The sequence below is a fragment of the Castellaniella defragrans 65Phen genome (assembly GCF_000612685.1).
GTDB classification, from domain to species: domain Bacteria; phylum Pseudomonadota; class Gammaproteobacteria; order Burkholderiales; family Burkholderiaceae_B; genus Castellaniella; species Castellaniella defragrans.
The window spans coordinates 2,339,595-2,357,869 of the sequence record NZ_HG916765.1 but is presented as its reverse complement, the minus strand read 5'-3'; the positions used below and the strand labels follow the sequence as shown (position 1 = coordinate 2,357,869).

At 64.5% G+C, this 18,275-nt stretch carries 21 protein-coding genes and 1 pseudogene; 18 read left to right on the top strand and 4 right to left on the bottom strand.

Translation table 11 applies throughout. The features are described from left to right. Positions 1 to 25 precede the first annotated feature (25 nt). From traI to BN940_RS10510, 8 genes are all read left to right on the top strand, one after another. Positions 26 to 1,852: a TraI/MobA(P) family conjugative relaxase gene (gene traI / locus BN940_RS10545; protein WP_043682829.1), complete on the top strand. Its 1,827-nt coding sequence runs from the start codon at positions 26 to 28 to the stop codon at positions 1,850 to 1,852. Positions 1,853 to 1,914: 62 nt separating this feature from the next. After that, the gene (locus BN940_RS10540) at positions 1,915 to 2,169 is read left to right on the top strand and encodes a FitA-like ribbon-helix-helix domain-containing protein (protein ID WP_043682826.1); all 255 of its coding nucleotides are present in this window, start codon (positions 1,915 to 1,917) and stop codon (positions 2,167 to 2,169) included. After that, a complete protein-coding gene (locus BN940_RS10535) occupies positions 2,166 to 2,588 on the top strand; it encodes a type II toxin-antitoxin system VapC family toxin (RefSeq protein WP_043682823.1) in 423 nt (140 codons plus the stop codon). The genes BN940_RS10540 and BN940_RS10535 overlap by 4 nt, the downstream gene beginning before the upstream one ends. 168 nt (positions 2,589 to 2,756) lie before the next feature. After that, entirely contained in the window at positions 2,757 to 3,539 is a 783-nt protein-coding gene (gene trbJ, locus BN940_RS10530; protein ID WP_043686834.1) for a P-type conjugative transfer protein TrbJ, read from the top strand. Between the two features lie 15 nt (positions 3,540 to 3,554). Continuing rightward, positions 3,555 to 3,824 (top strand): entry exclusion lipoprotein TrbK, encoded by a 270-nt coding sequence (trbK, locus tag BN940_RS10525; protein ID WP_043682820.1) that lies wholly within the window; start codon positions 3,555 to 3,557, stop codon positions 3,822 to 3,824. Further along, the gene (gene trbL / locus BN940_RS10520; protein WP_043682817.1) at positions 3,821 to 5,404 is read left to right on the top strand and encodes a P-type conjugative transfer protein TrbL; all 1,584 of its coding nucleotides are present in this window, start codon (positions 3,821 to 3,823) and stop codon (positions 5,402 to 5,404) included. Before trbK ends, trbL begins: the two co-directional genes overlap by 4 nt. Next, on the top strand, positions 5,401 to 5,679 hold the full coding sequence (locus tag BN940_RS10515) for a hypothetical protein (protein WP_043682814.1): 279 nt from the start codon (positions 5,401 to 5,403) through the stop codon (positions 5,677 to 5,679). The genes trbL and BN940_RS10515 overlap by 4 nt, the downstream gene beginning before the upstream one ends. A gap of 62 nt (positions 5,680 to 5,741) precedes the next feature. Beyond that, a complete protein-coding gene (locus BN940_RS10510; RefSeq protein WP_043682811.1) occupies positions 5,742 to 5,978 on the top strand; it encodes a type I toxin-antitoxin system ptaRNA1 family toxin in 237 nt (78 codons plus the stop codon). A gap of 107 nt (positions 5,979 to 6,085) precedes the next feature. Here the strand turns inward: BN940_RS10510 and BN940_RS10505 are convergent, their stop codons facing one another. Both BN940_RS10505 and BN940_RS20390 read right to left on the bottom strand, forming a co-directional pair. Continuing rightward, positions 6,086 to 7,168, bottom strand: coding sequence for an IS630 family transposase (locus BN940_RS10505; protein WP_043681547.1), 1,083 nt, complete (start codon positions 7,166 to 7,168; stop codon positions 6,086 to 6,088). Positions 7,169 to 7,500: 332 nt separating this feature from the next. Further along, complete coding sequence (locus tag BN940_RS20390) at positions 7,501 to 7,992, bottom strand: hypothetical protein (RefSeq protein ID WP_198408267.1); 492 nt, start codon at positions 7,990 to 7,992, stop codon at positions 7,501 to 7,503. Between the two features lie 206 nt (positions 7,993 to 8,198). On the opposite strand from BN940_RS20390, the gene BN940_RS19810 reads away from it, so the two are divergent. From BN940_RS19810 to BN940_RS10490, 3 genes are all read left to right on the top strand, one after another. Further along, positions 8,199 to 8,402 carry a helix-turn-helix domain-containing protein gene (locus BN940_RS19810; RefSeq protein WP_242404180.1) on the top strand — a complete coding sequence of 68 codons (204 nt, stop codon included), beginning with the start codon at positions 8,199 to 8,201 and terminating at the stop codon, positions 8,400 to 8,402. Between the two features lie 27 nt (positions 8,403 to 8,429). Continuing rightward, on the top strand, positions 8,430 to 8,690 hold the full coding sequence (locus tag BN940_RS19805; RefSeq protein WP_242404179.1) for a hypothetical protein: 261 nt from the start codon (positions 8,430 to 8,432) through the stop codon (positions 8,688 to 8,690). A 109-nt stretch (positions 8,691 to 8,799) separates the two neighbouring features. Then, positions 8,800 to 10,113 carry an IS1380 family transposase gene (locus BN940_RS10490; protein WP_043686831.1) on the top strand — a complete coding sequence of 438 codons (1,314 nt, stop codon included), beginning with the start codon at positions 8,800 to 8,802 and terminating at the stop codon, positions 10,111 to 10,113. Between the two features lie 97 nt (positions 10,114 to 10,210). On the opposite strand, the gene BN940_RS20245 is transcribed toward BN940_RS10490, so the two are convergent. Beyond that, positions 10,211 to 10,723 (bottom strand): hypothetical protein, encoded by a 513-nt coding sequence (locus BN940_RS20245; RefSeq protein WP_158386281.1) that lies wholly within the window; start codon positions 10,721 to 10,723, stop codon positions 10,211 to 10,213. A gap of 28 nt (positions 10,724 to 10,751) precedes the next feature. Next, positions 10,752 to 11,138, bottom strand: coding sequence for a hypothetical protein (locus tag BN940_RS10485; RefSeq protein WP_043682805.1), 387 nt, complete (start codon positions 11,136 to 11,138; stop codon positions 10,752 to 10,754). On the opposite strand from BN940_RS10485, the pseudogene BN940_RS10480 reads away from it, so the two are divergent. The 7 genes and pseudogenes from BN940_RS10480 to BN940_RS10450 all read left to right on the top strand — a co-directional run. Continuing rightward, positions 11,056 to 11,460: pseudogene (locus BN940_RS10480) on the top strand (HlyD family efflux transporter periplasmic adaptor subunit); the annotation flags it as partial. The gene BN940_RS10485 and the pseudogene BN940_RS10480 overlap by 83 nt on opposite strands. Beyond that, on the top strand, positions 11,457 to 13,250 hold the full coding sequence (locus BN940_RS10475; RefSeq protein ID WP_043682802.1) for an ATP-binding cassette domain-containing protein: 1,794 nt from the start codon (positions 11,457 to 11,459) through the stop codon (positions 13,248 to 13,250). The pseudogene BN940_RS10480 and the gene BN940_RS10475, both read left to right, overlap by 4 nt. Beyond that, positions 13,247 to 14,377 (top strand): ABC transporter permease, encoded by a 1,131-nt coding sequence (locus BN940_RS10470; protein ID WP_043682801.1) that lies wholly within the window; start codon positions 13,247 to 13,249, stop codon positions 14,375 to 14,377. Before BN940_RS10475 ends, BN940_RS10470 begins: the two co-directional genes overlap by 4 nt. Positions 14,378 to 14,382: 5 nt before the next feature. After that, positions 14,383 to 15,498, top strand: a complete 1,116-nt coding sequence (locus BN940_RS10465) for an ABC transporter permease (protein WP_043682800.1) — start codon at positions 14,383 to 14,385, stop codon at positions 15,496 to 15,498. A 124-nt stretch (positions 15,499 to 15,622) separates the two neighbouring features. Next, positions 15,623 to 15,925 (top strand): amidohydrolase family protein, encoded by a 303-nt coding sequence (locus tag BN940_RS10460; RefSeq protein WP_043682797.1) that lies wholly within the window; start codon positions 15,623 to 15,625, stop codon positions 15,923 to 15,925. Positions 15,926 to 16,118: 193 nt separating this feature from the next. Then, entirely contained in the window at positions 16,119 to 17,243 is a 1,125-nt protein-coding gene (locus BN940_RS10455) for a cis-3-hydroxy-L-proline dehydratase (RefSeq protein WP_043682794.1), read from the top strand. 83 nt (positions 17,244 to 17,326) lie between these two features. Next, positions 17,327 to 18,265 carry an ornithine cyclodeaminase family protein gene (locus BN940_RS10450; RefSeq protein WP_242404178.1) on the top strand — a complete coding sequence of 313 codons (939 nt, stop codon included), beginning with the start codon at positions 17,327 to 17,329 and terminating at the stop codon, positions 18,263 to 18,265. Positions 18,266 to 18,275 lie beyond the last annotated feature (10 nt).

Sequence of the window (18,275 nt, the reverse complement as noted above, 5' to 3'; positions counted from 1 at the left end):
CGGCTAAAAAGCCGGAGGCCGGCCGATGATCGCCAAGCACGTGCCCATGCGCTCGCTGGGCAAGTCCGACTTCGCCGGCCTGGTGAACTACGTCACCGACGCGCAGAGCAAGGATCACCGGCTGGGCCAGGTGCAGATCACGAACTGCGATGCCGTGTCGGTGCAGGACGCCATCACCGAGGTTCTGGCGACCCAGCACACGAACACGCGGGCCAAGGGTGACAAGACCTATCACCTGATCGTCAGCTTCCGGGTCGGTGAGCAGCCCAGCGCCGACACCCTGCGGGCGATTGAGGAACGTATCTGCGCCGGGCTGGGCTACGGCAAACACCAGCGCATCAGTGCCGTTCACAACGACACCGACAACCTGCACATCCACATCGCCATCAACAAGATTCATCCGACGCGGCACACGATGCACGAGCCGTATTACTCGCATCGGGCGCTGGCCGAGCTTTGCACGGCCCTGGAGCGCGACTACGGCCTGGAGAAAGACAACCACGAGCCACGCCAGCGCGGGGCCGAGGGCAGGGCGGCCGACATGGAGCGGCACGCGGGTGTGGAAAGCCTGGTCGGCTGGATCAAGCGCGAGTGTCTGGACGAGATCAAGGGCGCGCAATCCTGGCAGGAGCTGCACCAGGTCATGCGCGATAACGGCTTGGAACTGCGCGAGCATGCGAACGGCCTGGTGATCGAGGCCGGCGACGGAACGATGGTCAAGGCGAGCACCCTGGCCCGCGACCTTTCCAAGCCGAAGCTGGAGGCGCGGCTTGGCCCGTTCGAGGCTTCGCCCGAACAGCAGACGCGAACCAAAGCGAAGCGGCAGTACCAGAAAGACCCGATCCGCTTGCGCGTGAACACCGTCGAGCTGTACGCCCGGTACAAGGACGCACAGCAGACCCTGACGGTTGCCAGGGCCGACGTGCTGGCCGAGGCCAAGCGCCGGAAGGATCGGGCCATCGAGAACGCCAAGAAGGGGGCGGCCGCCAGGCGGGCGGCGATCAAGCACCTGACCGATGGCCGGCTGACCAAGAAGTTGCTGTATGCCCAGGCCAGCGCCGCGCTGCGGGCCGACCTGGATGCGATCCACAAGCGCCACGCCCAGGAGCGGGCGGCGATCTACCAGGAGCACCGCCGGCGGCCGTGGGCCGACTGGCTCAAGCAACAGGCAATGGCTGGCGACGGCCAGGCGCTCGATGTGCTGCGTGCCCGCGAGGCGGCCCAGGGCCTCAAGGGCGACACCATTCAGGGCGACGGCCAGACCAAACCCGGCCATGCCCCGGTGATCGACAACATCACGAAGAAGGGCACGATCATCTACCGTGCCGGCAGCTCGGCCGTGCGCGATGACGGCGAGCGTCTGGCCGTGTCCAGCCAGTCCGACCGCGCCGGCGTGGCGGCGGCGCTGCGCCTGGCGATGGAACGCTACGGCGAGCGCATCACTGTCAGCGGCAGCGTGGCGTTCAAGGCGGCCGTGATCCGTGCCGCCGTCGATGCCCAGCTCCCCATCACCTTCGCCGATTCTGCACTGGAAAGCCGGCGGCAGGCTGAAGCCATCAAAGTCCAGGCCCAGCGTCGGCCAGGCGTGCCGGCAGTCGGCCAGGAGCCGCCACCGCATCGCCGACATAGCTTGCGCACGCTGAGCCAACTCGACGGCCTGCACATCGAGGGCAAGGCCCAGCAGCCGGTGCAAGCGCCGATCCAGGCCACACCGGCACCGCCGGCGGCCAAGGCGCAGCAGCCGGCCCGGCCCGCGCCGTCCGAACTGGAACAGCGCGAGGCGCGGCTACGGACACAGATGGAAGCCAAGAAGGCGAAACACCATGGAAAAGGCAAGCGGCTGGGCCGATAATTGCGCGGTTGCTTGCAGTTTGATAAAATGCAAGCGTATCAAGCATAGTGAGGTGTTGAAAGATGCCATCCGTTACCGTCCGAAATGTTCCTGATGAAGTGCATCGCGCCATCCGTGTGCGGGCTGCTCAACACGGCCGCAGCATCGAGGCCGAGATGCGCGACATTCTGGAATCCGCCGTGAAGCCGCAGGGCCGGGTCAAGCTCGGCTCGATGCTGGCCGAGATCGGCCGCAAGGTGAGGCTGACCGAAGAAGAGTTCGCCGTCTTCGAGGGCGTGCGTGACAAAACCCCAGCCCGTGCTGCGAGCTTTGAATGATCCTGCTTGATACCAACGTGGTTTCGGAGCCGCTGCGACCAGCGCCCGAGGTCCGCGTCATCGAGTGGATCGACGCACAGCCGCTGGAGACGCTTTTCCTGTCTGCAATGACCGTGGCAGAGTTGCGCGCCGGCGTGGCGATGCTGCCGGCTGGCAAGCGCCGAAACAGCCTGCATGAGTACCTGGAAAAGCGCGTGCTGCCCTCGTTCGTCGGCCGTGTGCTGCCGTTCGACCTGGCTTGCACGAGCGCCTATGCCCAGGTGCTGGCGGCGGCTCGTAAGGCCGGTAGCGGCATTGAAACGGCCGATGCCTGCATTGCTGCCGTTGCCTTCGCCAACGGATTTATCGTTGCCACGCGAGACACAAGCCCTTTCCGGGCCGCTGGTCTGACCGTTATCAACCCCTGGGAGGACGCATAGGGCCGGGGGCACCCCATAAGGGCCAAGAGCAGAAACCGAAGTCCGGGCCTCAGTGCCCAGGGCGATACCGATCAGCTGGTGGCGCAGCTCTTCGATGAAACCTTGCCGTGGACAAGCGCCAGCTTGGTCAAGGCATTGCCTTTCTTTCATCGAATGGAGATTGCGACCATGAAGCACGTCCGTTTGTTAGCGGCTAAAACCGCGCTCGCCGCCGCTCTGGCCGGCAGCATCATCACCCCGGCGCACGCTGGCATTCCCGTCATCGACGGCGGGAACCTGGTGCAGAACGTCATGACGGCCATCGAGTCGGTGGCGCAGACGCTCAAGCAGATCGAGCAGTACCAGACTCAATTGCAGCAGTACGAGAACATGCTGCAAAACACGATGGCCCCGGCCGCCTATATCTGGGATCAGGCGCAGTCCACGATCAACGGGTTGATGAATGCCGTCAACACGCTGGACTACTACAGGAACCAGCTCGGCAGTCTCGACGCCTACCTGGGCAAGTTCCAGGACGTGAGCTACTACCGCAGCTCGCCGTGCTTCTCGGCCGCCGGATGCTCGGATGCCGAGCGCGCCGCGATGGAGCAGAACCGCAACCTGGCGAGCGAGAGCCAGAAGAAGGCGAACGACGCGCTTTTCAAGGGCCTGGAGCAGCAGCAGCGCAACCTTACCGCCGACGCTCGCCAGCTCGAACGGCTCCAGTCGGCCGCGCAGGGTGCGACTGGCCAGATGCAAGCCATCGGCTTCGCCAACCAGCTTGCCGCCAACCAGGCAAACCAGCTTCTGCAAATCCGTGGCTTGCTGATCGCGCAGCAGAACGCCGCGACGGCCAGGATGCAGGCGCAGGCCGACCTAGAGGCGCAACAGCAGGCCGCCGGTGCGACTTCCAGGGAATCCAGGATCGAGCGCACGGCCAGCCCGAAAAACTGGCTCGAACTGACCCGCTGACGGAGGCCCTGCACCATGAAGAAAACGATGCTGCTTGCCGGCCTCGTGGTGGTGCTGGTGGCTGGCTGCGACAACAAGCCGGCCATCCCGCCCATGCCCGAGGTCAATGACACCAATTGCCAGATTAAGGCGATCAAGAAGATTGAGGACAGGGCCACGCGAGAAAAATTCGCCGGGCTGTGCTCGCGCCGGTCGCCGGCCAGCGGCGGCATCGCGCCGACCGAGAAGCCCATGAACTGGCTCGAACTGGCCGACCCGAAGGGCCAGAAGAAGGTGAAGCCATGAAAGCATTGCACAAGGCGGCGCTGATCGGCGTCGCCCTCGCGCTTTACTCCACCGCCGCATCGGCCCAGCTCACCAACCAGGGGATGCTTGACCAGGTGGTGACGGAGTTCGCCACGCGGGCCACGTCCTGGCAGGCGGCGGTGATGAATGCCGCGATGTTCCTGTTCTGGACGCTGGGCACGATCTCGCTGGTTTTCACCTTCGGCTTCATGGCGCTGCGCAAGGCCGACATTGGCGAGTTCTTTGCCGAGTTCATCAGGTTCATCCTGTTCTTCGGCTTCTTCCTCTGGCTATTGCGCAACGGCCCGGCCTTCGCCAACTCGATCATCCAGTCACTGGCCCGGATCGGCGAGCAGGCTTCCGGCGTGTCTTCGGTGACACCCTCGGGCATCGTGGATATCGGCTTCATGATCTTGAAGCAGGCATTCAGCAACTCGTCGATCTGGTCGCCCGTGGATAGTTTCATCGGTGTGGCATTGAGCCTCGGCATCCTGATCCTGCTGGCTGTCGTCGCCATAAACATGTTGTTGTTGCTCGTGTCGAGCTGGCTGCTGATGTACGCCGGTATCTTCTTTCTCGGCTTTGGCGGCTCACGCTGGACTTCAGACATGGCGATCAACTACTACAAGACCGTGCTGGGCGTGGCCGTGCAGATCATGACGATGGTGCTCCTGGTCGGCATCGGGAACGACCTGCTTTCCAGCTTCTACGCCAGGATGAACACCGGCACCCTGAACTTTGAAGAGCTGGGCGTGATGCTGGTTTTCTGCGTGGCGTTGCTCATGCTGGTCAATCGCGTGCCCCCGCTTGTCGCCGGCATCATCACCGGCTCGGGTATCGGTGGCGCTGGCGGCATTGGCAACTTCGGTGCAGGTGCTGCCATCGGCGCGGCTATGGGCGCGGTGAGCATGGCCGCCGGAGCCGCAAGCGTGGCTGGCGCGGCGGCGATGGGCGGTGCAGCCTCGGCCGCCGGCGGCATGTCGGCGATCAAGGCAGCGTTCGAGAAAGCGGGGTCTAGCGCCGGGGGCGAGTCGGGCGGAATGCCCATGCTTGGTGGTGCTGCTGGCGGTGATTCTGATGCTGGATCGTTCGCGGAGGCGGCGGGCGTTGGTGGCGGCGGTTCCAGTGCTGGAACAGATACGCCACTCGGCCAGGCGGCCGGCTTCTACAACTCGGGAAGCTCAAGCAGTTCGGGCAGCAGCGGCCAGAGCAAGGCGGCACAGCAGGCCAGTCACGCCGGCAGCTCGGGCAGCGGTTCGATCCCGAAGGCCAGCGAAGGCGGCGACGCTGGTGGTCAAGGTGCGGGAAGCCTTTTCGCGGCGACGGCTGCGAACTTGGCGCAGGGCATTGGCGACGTTGCGAAGGCCAAGGCGGCCAGCATCCGCGACGCCGCAACCGAACGCATCGCCGACACCACCGGCGGGAAGATTGCCGCCGCGATCCGGGCGAGCAGCCAGACAGACCGGGCGGCCGAGGATGTGCCCAGCTTCGGCGGCAACAGCCTGGCAGGGGCCGATTCGACCGCTGCCGAACCCGAGGATGAAGTCGCCGCGTTCGCCAACCGCGACAAGGAGGTATGACGATGACGCCGAGAGGATTTTTCGACTGCCTGGACGTTACTGTTGCCGAGCAGCGCCAGGCTCATGCTGTGGAGTTTGAGCCAGTCGGCGATCAATCGATCGATGCCGGGCGCGACGCGGAAGTCGCCGCCTTCGTGAATCGCCCTGCCCAAGCCGCCATCGAGACCGCCAGGTCGGCAGCCAAGGTGAGCGGCAATGCCAGCAACTACAGCGGCGGGGCAAGAAGCACGCCACTGGCCGAGGCCGCCGGCTTCTACGGCACCGGCAGCCGATAAGCGCGCCGGCCGGCGTGGGGCCGGCCGACACTTCCACAACCCACCTGATAGAGAGGTGAATCATGGCAACTTTGAATCCTACCAATGCAACCGCAACCCAGGCAGTTCATCATGCGGCCGCGCAGCTCGCGGCCCTGGACTGGATCGACCAGGAGGCGGCGCGGCAGCTCTCACCGATGGCCGAGGCCGTCGCAAATATGTTCATGGTGCTGTACTACCAAGCCGAGACGGGCCTGGCCTCGCGAGACGACTTCCGCGAAGCCCTGGACGCGGTACGGCAGTCCCTGCGCATCGCGTAGCCTCACGGCGGGTAAGAAGAATAAGAAGATTATTCTTCTTATTACCAATCGGCTGACTCATCGGATGCGACAAGGGCGGTTGCTAGTGTGGTGTTTTATTAATACGATTATTTATACCCAGCTGTGGCCGCTCTTGCACGCGCGACTTTCGCGAGGATGGCCTCGGCGCTCTTGGTCCAACGAAATGGCTTGGCGCTATAGGCATTATGGGTATCGATAAACTGGCGGATGGCCTCGCGCAACTCCTGCACGCTGCCAAAGGCGCCTCGATACAAGGCTCGGCGCTCAAGGCTTGCGAACCATCGCTCGACGGCGTTCAGCCACGAGGCACTCGTGGGCGTGAAGTGCAACTTCACGCGGGGGTGCTTGGCCAGCCAGGCTTTGACTTCCGCCGTTTTATGCGTGGAACTATTGTCGAGGATGACGTGCAAGTCCAGGGCGGGGTCTGTCGCCTTGTCGATCTGGCGCATGAAGTCGAGGAACTCCTTTGCGCGGTGGCGTGCCGTGATACGCCCCATGACGTTGCCCGTGAGAATGTCGAACGCCGCATAGAGACTCGCTGTGCCGTGGCGCTTGTAGTCATGCGTGCGCCGCTCGACCTGCCCCGGGCGCAACGGCAGCATGGGCTGCGTGCGATCGAGCGCCTGAATCTGCGTCTTCTCATCGACCGAGAGCACGACGGCGTTCTCGGGCGGGGCCATGTACAGGCCCACCACGTCGACGACCTTCTCGGCGAAGTGCGGGTCATTGCTGATCTTGAAGGTCTGCAGCCGATGCGGCTTCAGATCCGCCGCCTGCCAGACCTGACGTACCTGGTAGACGGAGGCCCCGGTGTGCTTAGCCATCAGCCGCAAGCTCCAATGCGTGGCCTCGGCCGGGACGCGCTGTGTGGTGAGCGTGAGGATCTCGTGCACCTTCTGTTCACTGAGCTTGCGGGGCTGCCCGGGACGCGGGAGATCCCTCAACCCCTCAAGCCCCTGTTCCTCGTACCGATTGCGCCACTTGAACACCACAGGTGCCGACAATCCCAGGCGTTCACTCACCTTGGCAGGCGGCATCGCGGCGTCCAGCTCCAGCAGAATTCTGGCGCGCTGGGCCAGCCGTTGGTCAAGCGTGGTCTTACGCAACCATGCTCGCAGCTCGGTGCGATCCGAGTCAGACAAGTGAAATTCTGCCGCCGGCTTGCTCATGGTGGACACTCATCGAAAGAAGCGTCCACCATTTTATTTCAAACTATTGAATAAATAAACAAATTAATGAAACACAACACTAGCTATCGAAAAACTGACGTAACGTGTTGATTTAGAAATAAATACGTCGCGGCAGCTATCGGTGACTATCGCCGGCCAGCAGAACGGGTTGACGGTAGATCTGACGGTAAGAACCGGAGGTCTGATTAAGACCCTCCCGTTTACTATTGAGACCAAACCGGTCTTTGACGGTAAAACACTCCCCTGGAAAGCTTGTTTCATGCGGCTTTCCGGGCATCGACGGGTCTCCTGACCCCTGACGGTAAAAGCCGTCAGGGGTCAGGAGGAAAACCTCGATGCTTACCGACACAGCACTGCGCAACCTGAAGCCTAAGTCCCTGACTTATAAGGCTTCTGACCGGGAGGGGATGTACGTGACGGTATTGGGTATCGCGGTGGGCGAGAGCAGGGTTGAACGCATCCGCGCCCACGGAACGCAGTGCCAGAGAAACTATGGCCGTCTCGGCTTCGGTCAGCCGAGCCAGCAATCCGCCGTCCAGGTTCACATCCAGATCGCGGATTGGATAGCGGGAGCCCGCTGCCAGGGCATCAATCCGCCAACGGCGCGGCTTAAGAAAAGGCGGGTCGGACGTCAGGACCAATTCGACCTGCTCATGTGTCTGGTCGGTTTCGTTGATCAGCCAGAGGTCCCGGATCAGCGGAACCGCATTCTGGAAGTCCGCCAAGTTCAATTTGGCGATCAGGGTTACGTCGATCTTCAGTTCGGCAGCGGCGGCCGAACTTTGCGGTTGTGTCTCGTCCATGGAATCCCCTGTAGTGCCTCGCCGTAACACACATTACGCCTTGTTACGCCATGACACGATATTAGTCTAGTTGCTAGAAATTTCGGCAAGTAAGAGCGATGGCAGCGGAGTAGTTAGGACAGACTGTTGAATCCGCCTCTTGCAGGCCATGGCAGGCAGGAGCACGATGTCAAAAATTTCAGACATTTTACCTGGTTGCTGTTTACATGAACCTCGTCGATATCGGCCATGCCGTGCGGTCCCGGCGCTCAGAGCTTGGCCTGCCCCAAGCGCAGTTGGTGCACCTGAGGGGCCTGTCTCGTCAGACCCTCGTCTGTCTGGAGAACGGCACCCTGAGCGATCTGGGTGTCAACCGGGTAGGGCAGGTCATGGCGGTGCTGGGCCTGGACAGTCCAAAGCTGGATACGTAGGCGTGGCGCAAGAAGTGTGGATTGTGGATGGTGGTTAAGACGGCCAGTGTCAGCTATGCGCATGAACTGATGCCCGAGGCGCTCGAGCAAGCGCTGGCGAGTGGTGAAGTGCTTGCTTCATTTGCTCCACACCTGACCCATTTGCTCGACGACGCCCCTGTGCCTGTCGTCGTGATGGCCGTGGAGGAGGCAGCCTCGCATACGCATCTGCCACCAAAGCAGGTCTGGCGCAACGTGGCGAAGCTGGCCGGATCGCTGTCCGTGCACCGTCGCACGCTGTGGGTATGAAGTCCGGAGCCTTGCCCCTAGCCTGGATTTTTCACCAAAAGGAATCGGCACATCCCTGAAACCCGCATAAAATCAAGGTGCGAACAAGATTTTGGGGAAAGATGTGCCGATACCAGATCGTACCACCGAACAACTGGACTTTGGGCGGCTTGGACGGCGCCATTTGCAAGCGAATTTCCAGGGTGGCGATCTCAGTTCCGACGGCGGGCTGATGCTGCTGCGAAGAATTGATGCGCGTACCGGCCTGTCGTGCATGGCGGCCAAGGCGCTGACCGAGCGCCGAGCCGCTGGTCGCATCCACCACCGCCTGCGCGATTTGCTGGCCCAGCGCCTGTACGGCCTGTGTTGCGGCTACGAAGACCTGAACGATCACGATACCCTGCGCGCCGATTCTCTGATGCAAACGGCGATCGGGCGGGATCGTCCCCTGGCCAGCTCGCCCACGCTCAGTCGTCTGGAAACGGGTGCGACCCGCGCCGATGCGTGGGCACTGCATGGGGTGCTGGTTGAACACTTCATCGCCAGCTTCGCCACGGCCCCCAAGGAACTGATTCTGGACGCGGATGCCTCGGATATCCCGCTGCACGGCGAGCAGGAGCACAAGCAGTTCCACGCTTACTACGACCACCACTGTTATCTACCGCTGTACGTGTTCTGCGGCCAGTCGATGCTGGCCTGCCTGCTGCGGCCCAGTCGTATTGACGGGGCCAGGCATGCGGTGGCGGTGCTGCGCCTGCTGGTGAACCGGCTGCGCCAGGCATGGCCAAAAGTCAGGATCATCATTCGCGGGGACTCGGGATTCTGCCGTCAGCGATTGATACGCTGGTGTGAACGCAGTGATGTGCAATACATCATCGGCTTGGCTCGCAACAAGCGCCTTCAGGCGCGCGTTGCGCAGGCTGAGGAAGTCCTCAGGCGCGACTACGAGCGCACCGGGCGCAAGCAGCGCCTGGTCAGTGAGTTCTCCTACGCGGCCGGCTCGTGGAACCGCCCCCGGCGGGTGCTGACCCGCCTGGAATACGGCGCCCAGGGCGTGAACCCGCGCTTCGTGGTCACCAATATCCGGGACGGCGATGCCATGCAGCTGTACGAGCAGCTGTACTGCGCTCGGGGCGAAGCCGAGAACCGCATCAAGGAGGCGCAGCTCGATCTGTTCGGCACACGAGCCAGCTGCCATCGCTTCGCCGCCAACCAGTTCCGACTGCTGCTGGCTGCCCTGGCCTATACGCTCATGCAGCGCCTGCGCGAGACGGCGCTACGAGGCACTGAACTGGAGCGTGCCAGCGCCGCGACGATCCGGGTACGTCTACTGAAAATCGGTGCGGCCATCGTGCGCAATACCCGGCGCGTTCGCATCCTGCTGGCCTCGCATCATCCGCTGCGCCATGTCTACGCGCACGCCGCCCGCGCCATGGCTCCGTAACGCTGAAAAAGTGCTGTCCCCGGCACGTTATAACGCAACGGGGGTAGGGGGAATTGCGTCTGCGGCACTGAAAAATTGCTCCACACACCGCTGATCCCTACTGCTTCATCGCCGGGGCAGCCTGCGCACCCAAAAATCGCTTCAGCAGGTTTGCTGAAGAAATCTTCGGGCTAGTGGTCCCTGGGAGAAACTGTTCCCGCGAGCGCTGGCACTGATCGACGAGATCAGCCGGCATGGCGGCATCACGGCCCCGTTCTGGGCGTTGGGTGGTGGAACGGTGCTGATGTTTCGTCACCACCACCGGCTGAGCCAAGATTTCGTCGCCGCCTCCAATCTTCTGGACGACGCTTGGGACATCCGGGATATCGGCGGTTGCGCAGTGAAAGGGCACGTCGCGCTGGCCTTCGGCCGGAAGGCGCCGGACCGCGATACGGCAGTGGCACTGGTCGCCGCCCAAATGGCGCAGGTTCTGCCGGGCGCCTCGCTGGTTCGGACGGATGCCGGGGGCCGCCCAACACCGCGCCCAGGCCGTTCCGCTCTGGGCGCGGTGAAAAGCAAAACCAGGCGCGGCAGCAGCCGTGACCCATCTCCAAGCAAACAGTTGAATCACGTCACATCGGGCGGCGACGCGGCGTGCATCATTTCATGTGGCCTATATCGCGGTCGGACTCCGCGCCTTCGAGCATCAGCGTGATTTCCTCGATGCGCGCGAAGCGCCCCTCGGCATCCAGTTCCGCGAACAGATACACCTCCTGTACGACTTGTGTGCCGTCGCGCTTGCTGACGTGGACGCGATGGTGGTCGGCGTAGCGCTGGCCGTCACGCAGTTCGTCCAACACTTCGATGCGGGCCGATGCCACTACCTCGCGCAGCTTGCGCGCGTGCTGCGCGAACGCTTCGCGATCGTCCCAGTGTCCGTTGGTGCGCTGCCGGTAGCCGGGGCTGCAGTACCGGATCGCGCAAGGCGAACTCAAGGCGCCCGTGGATGCGACCGTACGCTCCCGCCTGCTGGAGCCGGGCGACATGGCCACGCCCCAGCGGCCGGTCTTCGCCTTGGCGGTGACGCAGCCGAAGTGGGTGCGGGTCTATGTCGGCGAACCCGACCTGGGCAGGGTCAAGCCCGGTCAGAACGCGCGCGTGACCACGGATGGCGCCCCCGACCGGTCCATCGAGGGCAAGGTCGGCTACATCTCGTCGGTGGCCGAGTTCACGCCCAAGTCGGTGCAGACCGAGGAACTGCGCACCAGCCTCGTCTACGAGGTGCGGGTGCTCGTCGAGGATCCGCACGACGTGCTGCGTCTGGGGCAGCCGGCGACGGTTCGCCTGATGGCTGGCGCCGCGCAATGAGCGACAGCGGCGCAACCGTTCTCGCCGCGGGCCTGCGCAAGACCTTCGAGGCGCCGGGCGGCGGACCGCTGCACGCCGTCGACGAAGTGTCGCTGCGCGTGCGCCCGGGCGAGCTGACGGCGCTGGTCGGCCCGGACGGCGCCGGCAAGACCACCCTGATGCGCATGATGGCCGGGTTGCTCACGCCGGACGCGGGGACGCTGCGCGTGCTCGGCATCGACGTCGCCAAAGACCCGCAGGCAGTGCAGGACCGGATCAGCTACATGCCGCAGCGCTTCGGCCTGTACGAGGACCTCAGCGTGCAGGAGAACCTGGACCTGTACGCCGACCTGCATGGCGTGCCGCGGGGGGTTCGCCGCGAACGCTTTGCGCGCATGCTGGAGATGACCGACATGGCGCGCTTCACCGGCCGCCCGGCCGGCAAGCTGTCGGGCGGCATGAAGCAGAAGCTGGGCCTGGCCTGCACCCTGGTGCGCTCGCCGGACCTGTTGCTGCTGGACGAGCCGAGCGCCGGCGTCGATCCGCTGTCGCGGCGCGACCTGTGGAAGATCGTGCGGCAGCTGGTGGATGAGGAGGATCTCAGCGTGATCGTCAGCACCGCCTACATGGACGAGGCCGGGCGCTGCGCGCAGGTGTTCGTGATGCACGAAGGCAAGCTGCTCGCCGAGGGGGCGCCGGACGCATTGCGCGAGCGCGCCCGCGGCCTGACCTTCGTCGTCTCGCCGCCGCCGGCAATGCCGGCGCGCGATCTGCAGGCTCGGCTGATCGACGCCGATGCGCTGATCGTCGATGCGGTGCCGAAGGCAGGCGCGGTGTGGTTCGTCCGCCAGCCTGGCGCGGATGAGCGTGCAGTCCGCGAGCTGCTCGGCGGCATGGACGACCAGCCGCGCCGGGAGGAACTCGAAGACGCATTCATGATGATGCTGCGCCGGCAGCACGCCCGGGATGCGGACCTGGAGGTGCCCGCCGCTGCGCCCAGGCCGTCGCCGCCGACTGCCGCGGATGGCAAGGGCGGCAAGGGCGGCAAGCCGGTGATCGTGGTGCGCGACCTGGTGCGCAAATTCGGCGGCTTCACCGCGGTTGCAAGTACGACCTTCGACGTGGCGCGCGGCGAGATCTTCGGGCTGCTCGGCCCCAACGGCGCGGGCAAGACCACGACGTTCCGCATGCTGTGCGGGCTGCTGCCGGCCACCGGCGGGCGCCTCGAAGTGGCCGGCCTGGATCTGCGCACGGCGCGTGCGCAGGCGCGCGCGCGAATCGGCTATGTGTCGCAGAAGTTCGCGTTGTACGGCAACCTGACGGTGCGCCAGAACCTGGAATTCTTCGGTGGCGCCTACGGCCTGCGCGGCCAGGCATTGCGCGCGCGCGTGGCCGCCGTGATGGAGCAGTTCAACCTGGAACCCGCGGCCGTCAGCGGCGTGCTGCCGGGCGGCTACCGACAGCGCCTGGCGATGGCGGCCGGGCTGTTGCACGAGCCGGAGATCCTGTTCCTGGACGAGCCCACCAGCGGCATCGATCCGCTGGCGCGCCGCGCCTTCTGGCGCACGATCACCGCCCTGGCGCAGGGCGGCGTCACGGTCGTCATCACCACCCATTTCATGGAGGAAGCCGAGTACTGCGACCGCATCGCGATCCAGGACGCCGGCAAGGTGCTGGCACTGGGCACGCCGCAGGAGGTTCGTGGACAGGCCGGCCGTGGCGCGGGCACGGACATGAACAGCGCCTTCATCGCCATCGTCGAGCAGGGCCGTGCCGAAAGCAGGCGCAACGGCGCAGGAGCCGGCGCATGAGAACCTCCGGGTTCATCCCGCGGCTCATCGCCTTGGTGCGCAAGGAAATGCGGCAGATGCTGCGCGACAGGAGCAACCTGGCGGTGGGCGTGCTGCTGCCGCCCATGCTGATCCTGCTGTTCGGCTACGGCCTGTCCTTCGACGTGCGGAACGCGCCGGTCGCGGTGGTGCTGGAGGATCGCTCGCCGGCCGCGCGCGAAGCGGTCGGCGGCCTGCAGGGGTCGCCGTACCTGTCTCCGGTATGGGTCGACGACATGGCGGAAGCCGAACGGCTGATGCGCGCACGCGAAGTGGACGGCATCCTGCGCGTACCGATGGACTTCTCGCGCCGGTTGGCCGACGGCGATGCGCGCATCCAGCTGCTGCTCGATGGCGTGGATTCCTCCACCGCGTCCACCATCGAGGGGTATGTCGGCGGTGCCGTCGGCATCCAGGCGCTGCGGCAGGTCGATCGCGCGGGCAAAGAGCCTCCGGCCGCAGGCCACGTCGAGGTGGTGCAGCGCATGTGGTTCAACGAGGCGGGCATCAGTACCTGGTTCCTGGTGCCGGGCCTGATCGTGCTGGTACTGACCTTGATCGGTGCCTTTCTGACCTCGTTGCTGATCGCGCGCGAATGGGAGCGCGGCACCCTGGAATCGCTGTTCGTCACGCCGGTCCGGCCGATGGAGCTGGTATTGGCCAAGCTGGCACCCTATCTCTGCGTGGGCGCCATCGATATCGCCATGTGCCTGTCGGCCGCCCGGTTCCTGTTCGAGGTGCCCATCCGGGGCTCGCTGTGGGTCATCGTCGTGGCCTCCATGCTGTATCTCGTGGTGTCGCTGCTCCTGGGGCTTTTCATCTCGGGCAGGACGCGCAATCAGTTCCAGGCCAGCCAGGTGGCGCTGCTGGTCAGTTTCCTGCCGGCGATGATGCTCTCCGGCTTCGTCTTCGACTTGCGCAACGTGCCGGGGGTGGTCCAGGTGATTGGCCATTTGCTGCCAGCCACCCATTTCATGGGGCTCATCAAGACCCTGCTCCTGGCCGGCGACCACTGGCCCGGCATCCTGCGCAGTCTTGGTGTCCTTTCCCTTTACGCCATCGTGCTGGCCTGGGCCACGCGGCGCACCCTGCGCAAGACACTGGATTGATGCCCATGGCTTCCCTCATCCTCCCGCTCGCGCAGATCGCGGCTCTGGTGCGCAAGGAATTCCTGGCGATGCTGGGCGATCCCGCCAGCCGCATGATCCTGTTCCTGCCCGCGCTGCTGCAGGCGCTGCTGTTCGGCTACGGCGCCACCTACGACCTCGCCGATGCGCCCTATGCGGTACTCGACCAGAGCCGCAGCGCGGCGTCAACTGAGCTGCTGGCGCGGCTGGACGGCACCCGCGTGTTCCATCGCGCCGCCACCTTGGCCAGCCCGGCGCAGATCGCCGAGATGATCGATGGCAACGAAGCACTGCTCGTGCTGAGCATCCCGTCGGATTTCCAGGAACGGCTGAACGCTGGCCAGCCCGCGCCGCTGCAGGTGATCCTGGATGGACGCAACTCCTCCACAGCCGGTTCCGCCGCCGCCTACGTCGGCGCGATCGTCGCCGGCTACAACGCCTCGCTCGGCGGCGCCTCCCCGGGCATCACCATCGAACGGCGCGCCTGGTTCAACCCCAACCTGGAGTCGCGCTGGAACATGATGCCGGGACTGATCGCCGCCTTGAGCATGCTGCAGACCCTGTTGATCGCCGCATTGTCGGTCGCCCGGGAGCGCGAGCAAGGCACCTTCGACCAACTGCTCGTCACGCCGCTCACGCCGATGCAGATCCTCGTCGGCAAGGCGGTGCCCGCGATTCTCATTGGCCTGCTGCAGTCCACGATCATTTTCCTCATCATCCGGTTCTGGTTCCAGATACCGATGAACGGCTCGGTCTGGCTGCTCTATCTGGGGCTGCTGACCTTCACCATCGCCGCCGTAGGCGTGGGGCTTTCGATCTCGGCGCTGTCGCTGACCATGCAGCAGGCGATGCTCTACACCTTTCTCCTGATCATGCCCCTGATGCTGCTGTCCGGCCTGCTGACGCCGGTGAAGAACATGCCGCAGGCGCTGCAGATCGCCACGATCGCCAATCCGCTGCGCTTCGGCATGGACATCGTGCGCCGCGTCTACCTCGAAGGCGCCGGGATGGCCGACATCGGACCGCAATTCGTCCCCTTGCTGGCGATGACCGCCATCACCCTGCCGCTTGCCGCCTGGCTGTTCCGCAACCGCCTGTCCTGATCAAGAGGCGCACATGCGCATCGGTACAGCGCAACATGGCGGCCGCGCAACGGGGGCCGCCCCCGCGCTTCCACCGGGCGGTTACATGTATCATGGGCTCGGCCCGGCCTCATGAATGCCGGGCATGAACCTGTCGGGCGTGAGCTCGACCGGAATGGCGGCGGGCGGCGGCGTGTCCTCGCACTACGATCCGATCGATGTCGCCCAGTATTCCGAGGGCGAACTCCGCGCCGCCGTCGAGGCCGCCGAGAACTGGGGCACCTACGTCGCGGTTCACGCCTACACGCCGCGCGCCGTCCAGGCGGCCGTCCGCGCCGGCGTCAAGCTCATCGAACATGGCCAATTGATGGACGAGCCGGCCGCCCGGCTCATGGCCGAGCGGGGCGTCTGGCTGAGCGCCCAGGCCTTCATCGACATGCCGGGGTGAGGCTTGCCGGGATTTGGCGCTCGCGGACTCCCGATGGATCCCGGCCGCAGGAAAGAATAGTCACCTCGCATCCGATGTCCCCGCAAGCCCCACCATGAATTGTCCGAAACGTACAATTCTTTTATATTCCAGGCAATTATAGTGCTCCGTATCCACACTCGAACCCACCTTCCGGACGGAACGGAGCGTCATCTTGAAAATCTCGAAAATTTCCTTGTACCAGGTCGATCTGCCCCTGAAAGAGGGCGCCTACAGTTGGTCGACGTTCTCGTTTGCTTCCTTCGACTCGACCATCGTCATCGTGGAGACGGACTCGGGGCTTGCCGGTGTCGGTGAAATTTGTCCGCTCGGACCATCGTATCTCCCCGCTTATGCCGAAGGCGCGCGCACCGGCCTTCTCAAGATCGCGGAGGGGCTGATCGGTGAAGATCCGTGCCAGATCGGCCGGATCAATGTCCGCATGGACGAACTGCTCAAGGGCCATCCGTATGTGAAATCCGCGTTGGACGTGGCGTGCTGGGATATTCTGGGCAAGGCGACCGGCCAGCCGGTCTGCAATCTGCTCGGCGGGCGCCTGCAGGACCGCGTCAAGCTCTTCAAGGTGGTCACCCGGCAGGATCCGGATGCGATGGCGCGGAAGATCCGCGAATACCAGGACCAGGGCTTCAAGCAGTTCCAGATGAAGGTCGGCGCGGGGGCGGATTCGGATATCGAGCGGATCCTGCAGGTGTCCGCCGAACTGCGCTCCGGCAATGTCCTGGCGGCCGATGCGAATACCGGTTGGCGGCAGCACGAAGCGCTGCGCGTCGTCAAGGCGATCCGCGACGTCGATATCTACATCGAGCAGCCGTGCCCCAGCTACGAGGAGTGCCTTGCCGTCAGGCAGCATACCGGTCATCCGATGATTCTCGACGAGTGCATGGAGGACATCCGCACGCTGGTCCGCGGCTGCCAGGATCATGCGATGGATGTCGTCAATCTGAAGGTGGGCCGGGTCGGCGGGCTGACGAAGGCAAGGCAATTCCGCGATCTGGCCGTGACGTTCGGAATTTCGCTCACCATCGAAGACTCGTGGGGTGGAGAGATCGCGACTGCCGCGCTTTGCCATCTCGCGCACTCGACACCGGCGGGTTTTCACTTCCAGTCGTCGGCGTTCCACGAGTACCACAGCCTCGCCATCGCGTCGGGCGGCCCGGAACTGAAGGACGGCCATATGTCGGTATCGGATCAGCCGGGCCTGGGCGTCTCGCCGAAAATGGACGTTCTCGGCGATCCCGTCGCCGTTGTCAGCCGATCGAATGGATCCGGACCGCGTTGAAGCACCCGATCGCGCCGTGCGATTGAGCGCGTGCGTCCGCCAGAGCAGAAAGTGGATGCCTGCAAAATTGGAGAAGTAAGCAGATGAGCACCGTGATGCTGTCCGCGCAGGACATTCGTTCCGTCATGACGAGGGAACGCGCGATCGCGGCGCTGCGCGAAGGCCATCTCGGGGCGCGGCCGAACACCGGAGACTTGCTGGTCCGGGATGATCCGTTCAGCCTGTTTTCACGCGGCGTCGTGCTGCCGGGCCACGGAGCGGGCATCAAGGTCTGCTCCATCTTCCCGCCCAACGCGCAAAAGGACACGCCGCTGCCGACCGAAGACGCCATTTTCGTCGTGATCGACGAGCTCACGAAGCGCATCTCGTACATACTCGACGGCCCGGAAATCACGCGCTGGAAGACCGCGGCGGATTCGGCGCTCGCGTCGTCGATCCTGTCGGCCGATGACAGCAAGACGCTGCTCGTGATCGGCGCGGGGCCGATCGCGGTGGCGCTGGCGCAGGCCCACGTGCATGCCAGGCCGTCGATCGAGCGGATCATGCTCTGGAACCGCACCGTGCAGAAGCTCGATCACGTCGCGCGATCATTGACGCAACTGGACCGGGAGATCGACATTGCCGCGAATGTCGATGACGCGGTATCGCAGGCCGACATCATTTCCGCGGCCACGGGTACGGCGAGTCCAATCGTCAAAGGCCGTTTCCTGAAACCCGGAGCGCATGTCGATCTGGTCGGCGGCTATCTGTCCGACATGCGCGAGGCCGACGACGACGTGATTGCCCAGGCCGACGTCTTCGTCGACTACGCCGACACGGCGGTCGCCGCGGGGGATATCGTGCAAGCCATCGCCAACGGCGTGCTGGCCCGCAGCGATATCAAAGGCGATCTGTTCGACCTCCTGCGAGCCGCGCCGGGACGCAGAGAGAGGGCGACCGTGTTCAAGAATGCCGGCGGGGCGCATCTGGACCTGCTGGTGGCTCTGGCGGCGGCGAAGGCGATACGGCAGCGGCCGGCGTAGGGCGTCCATC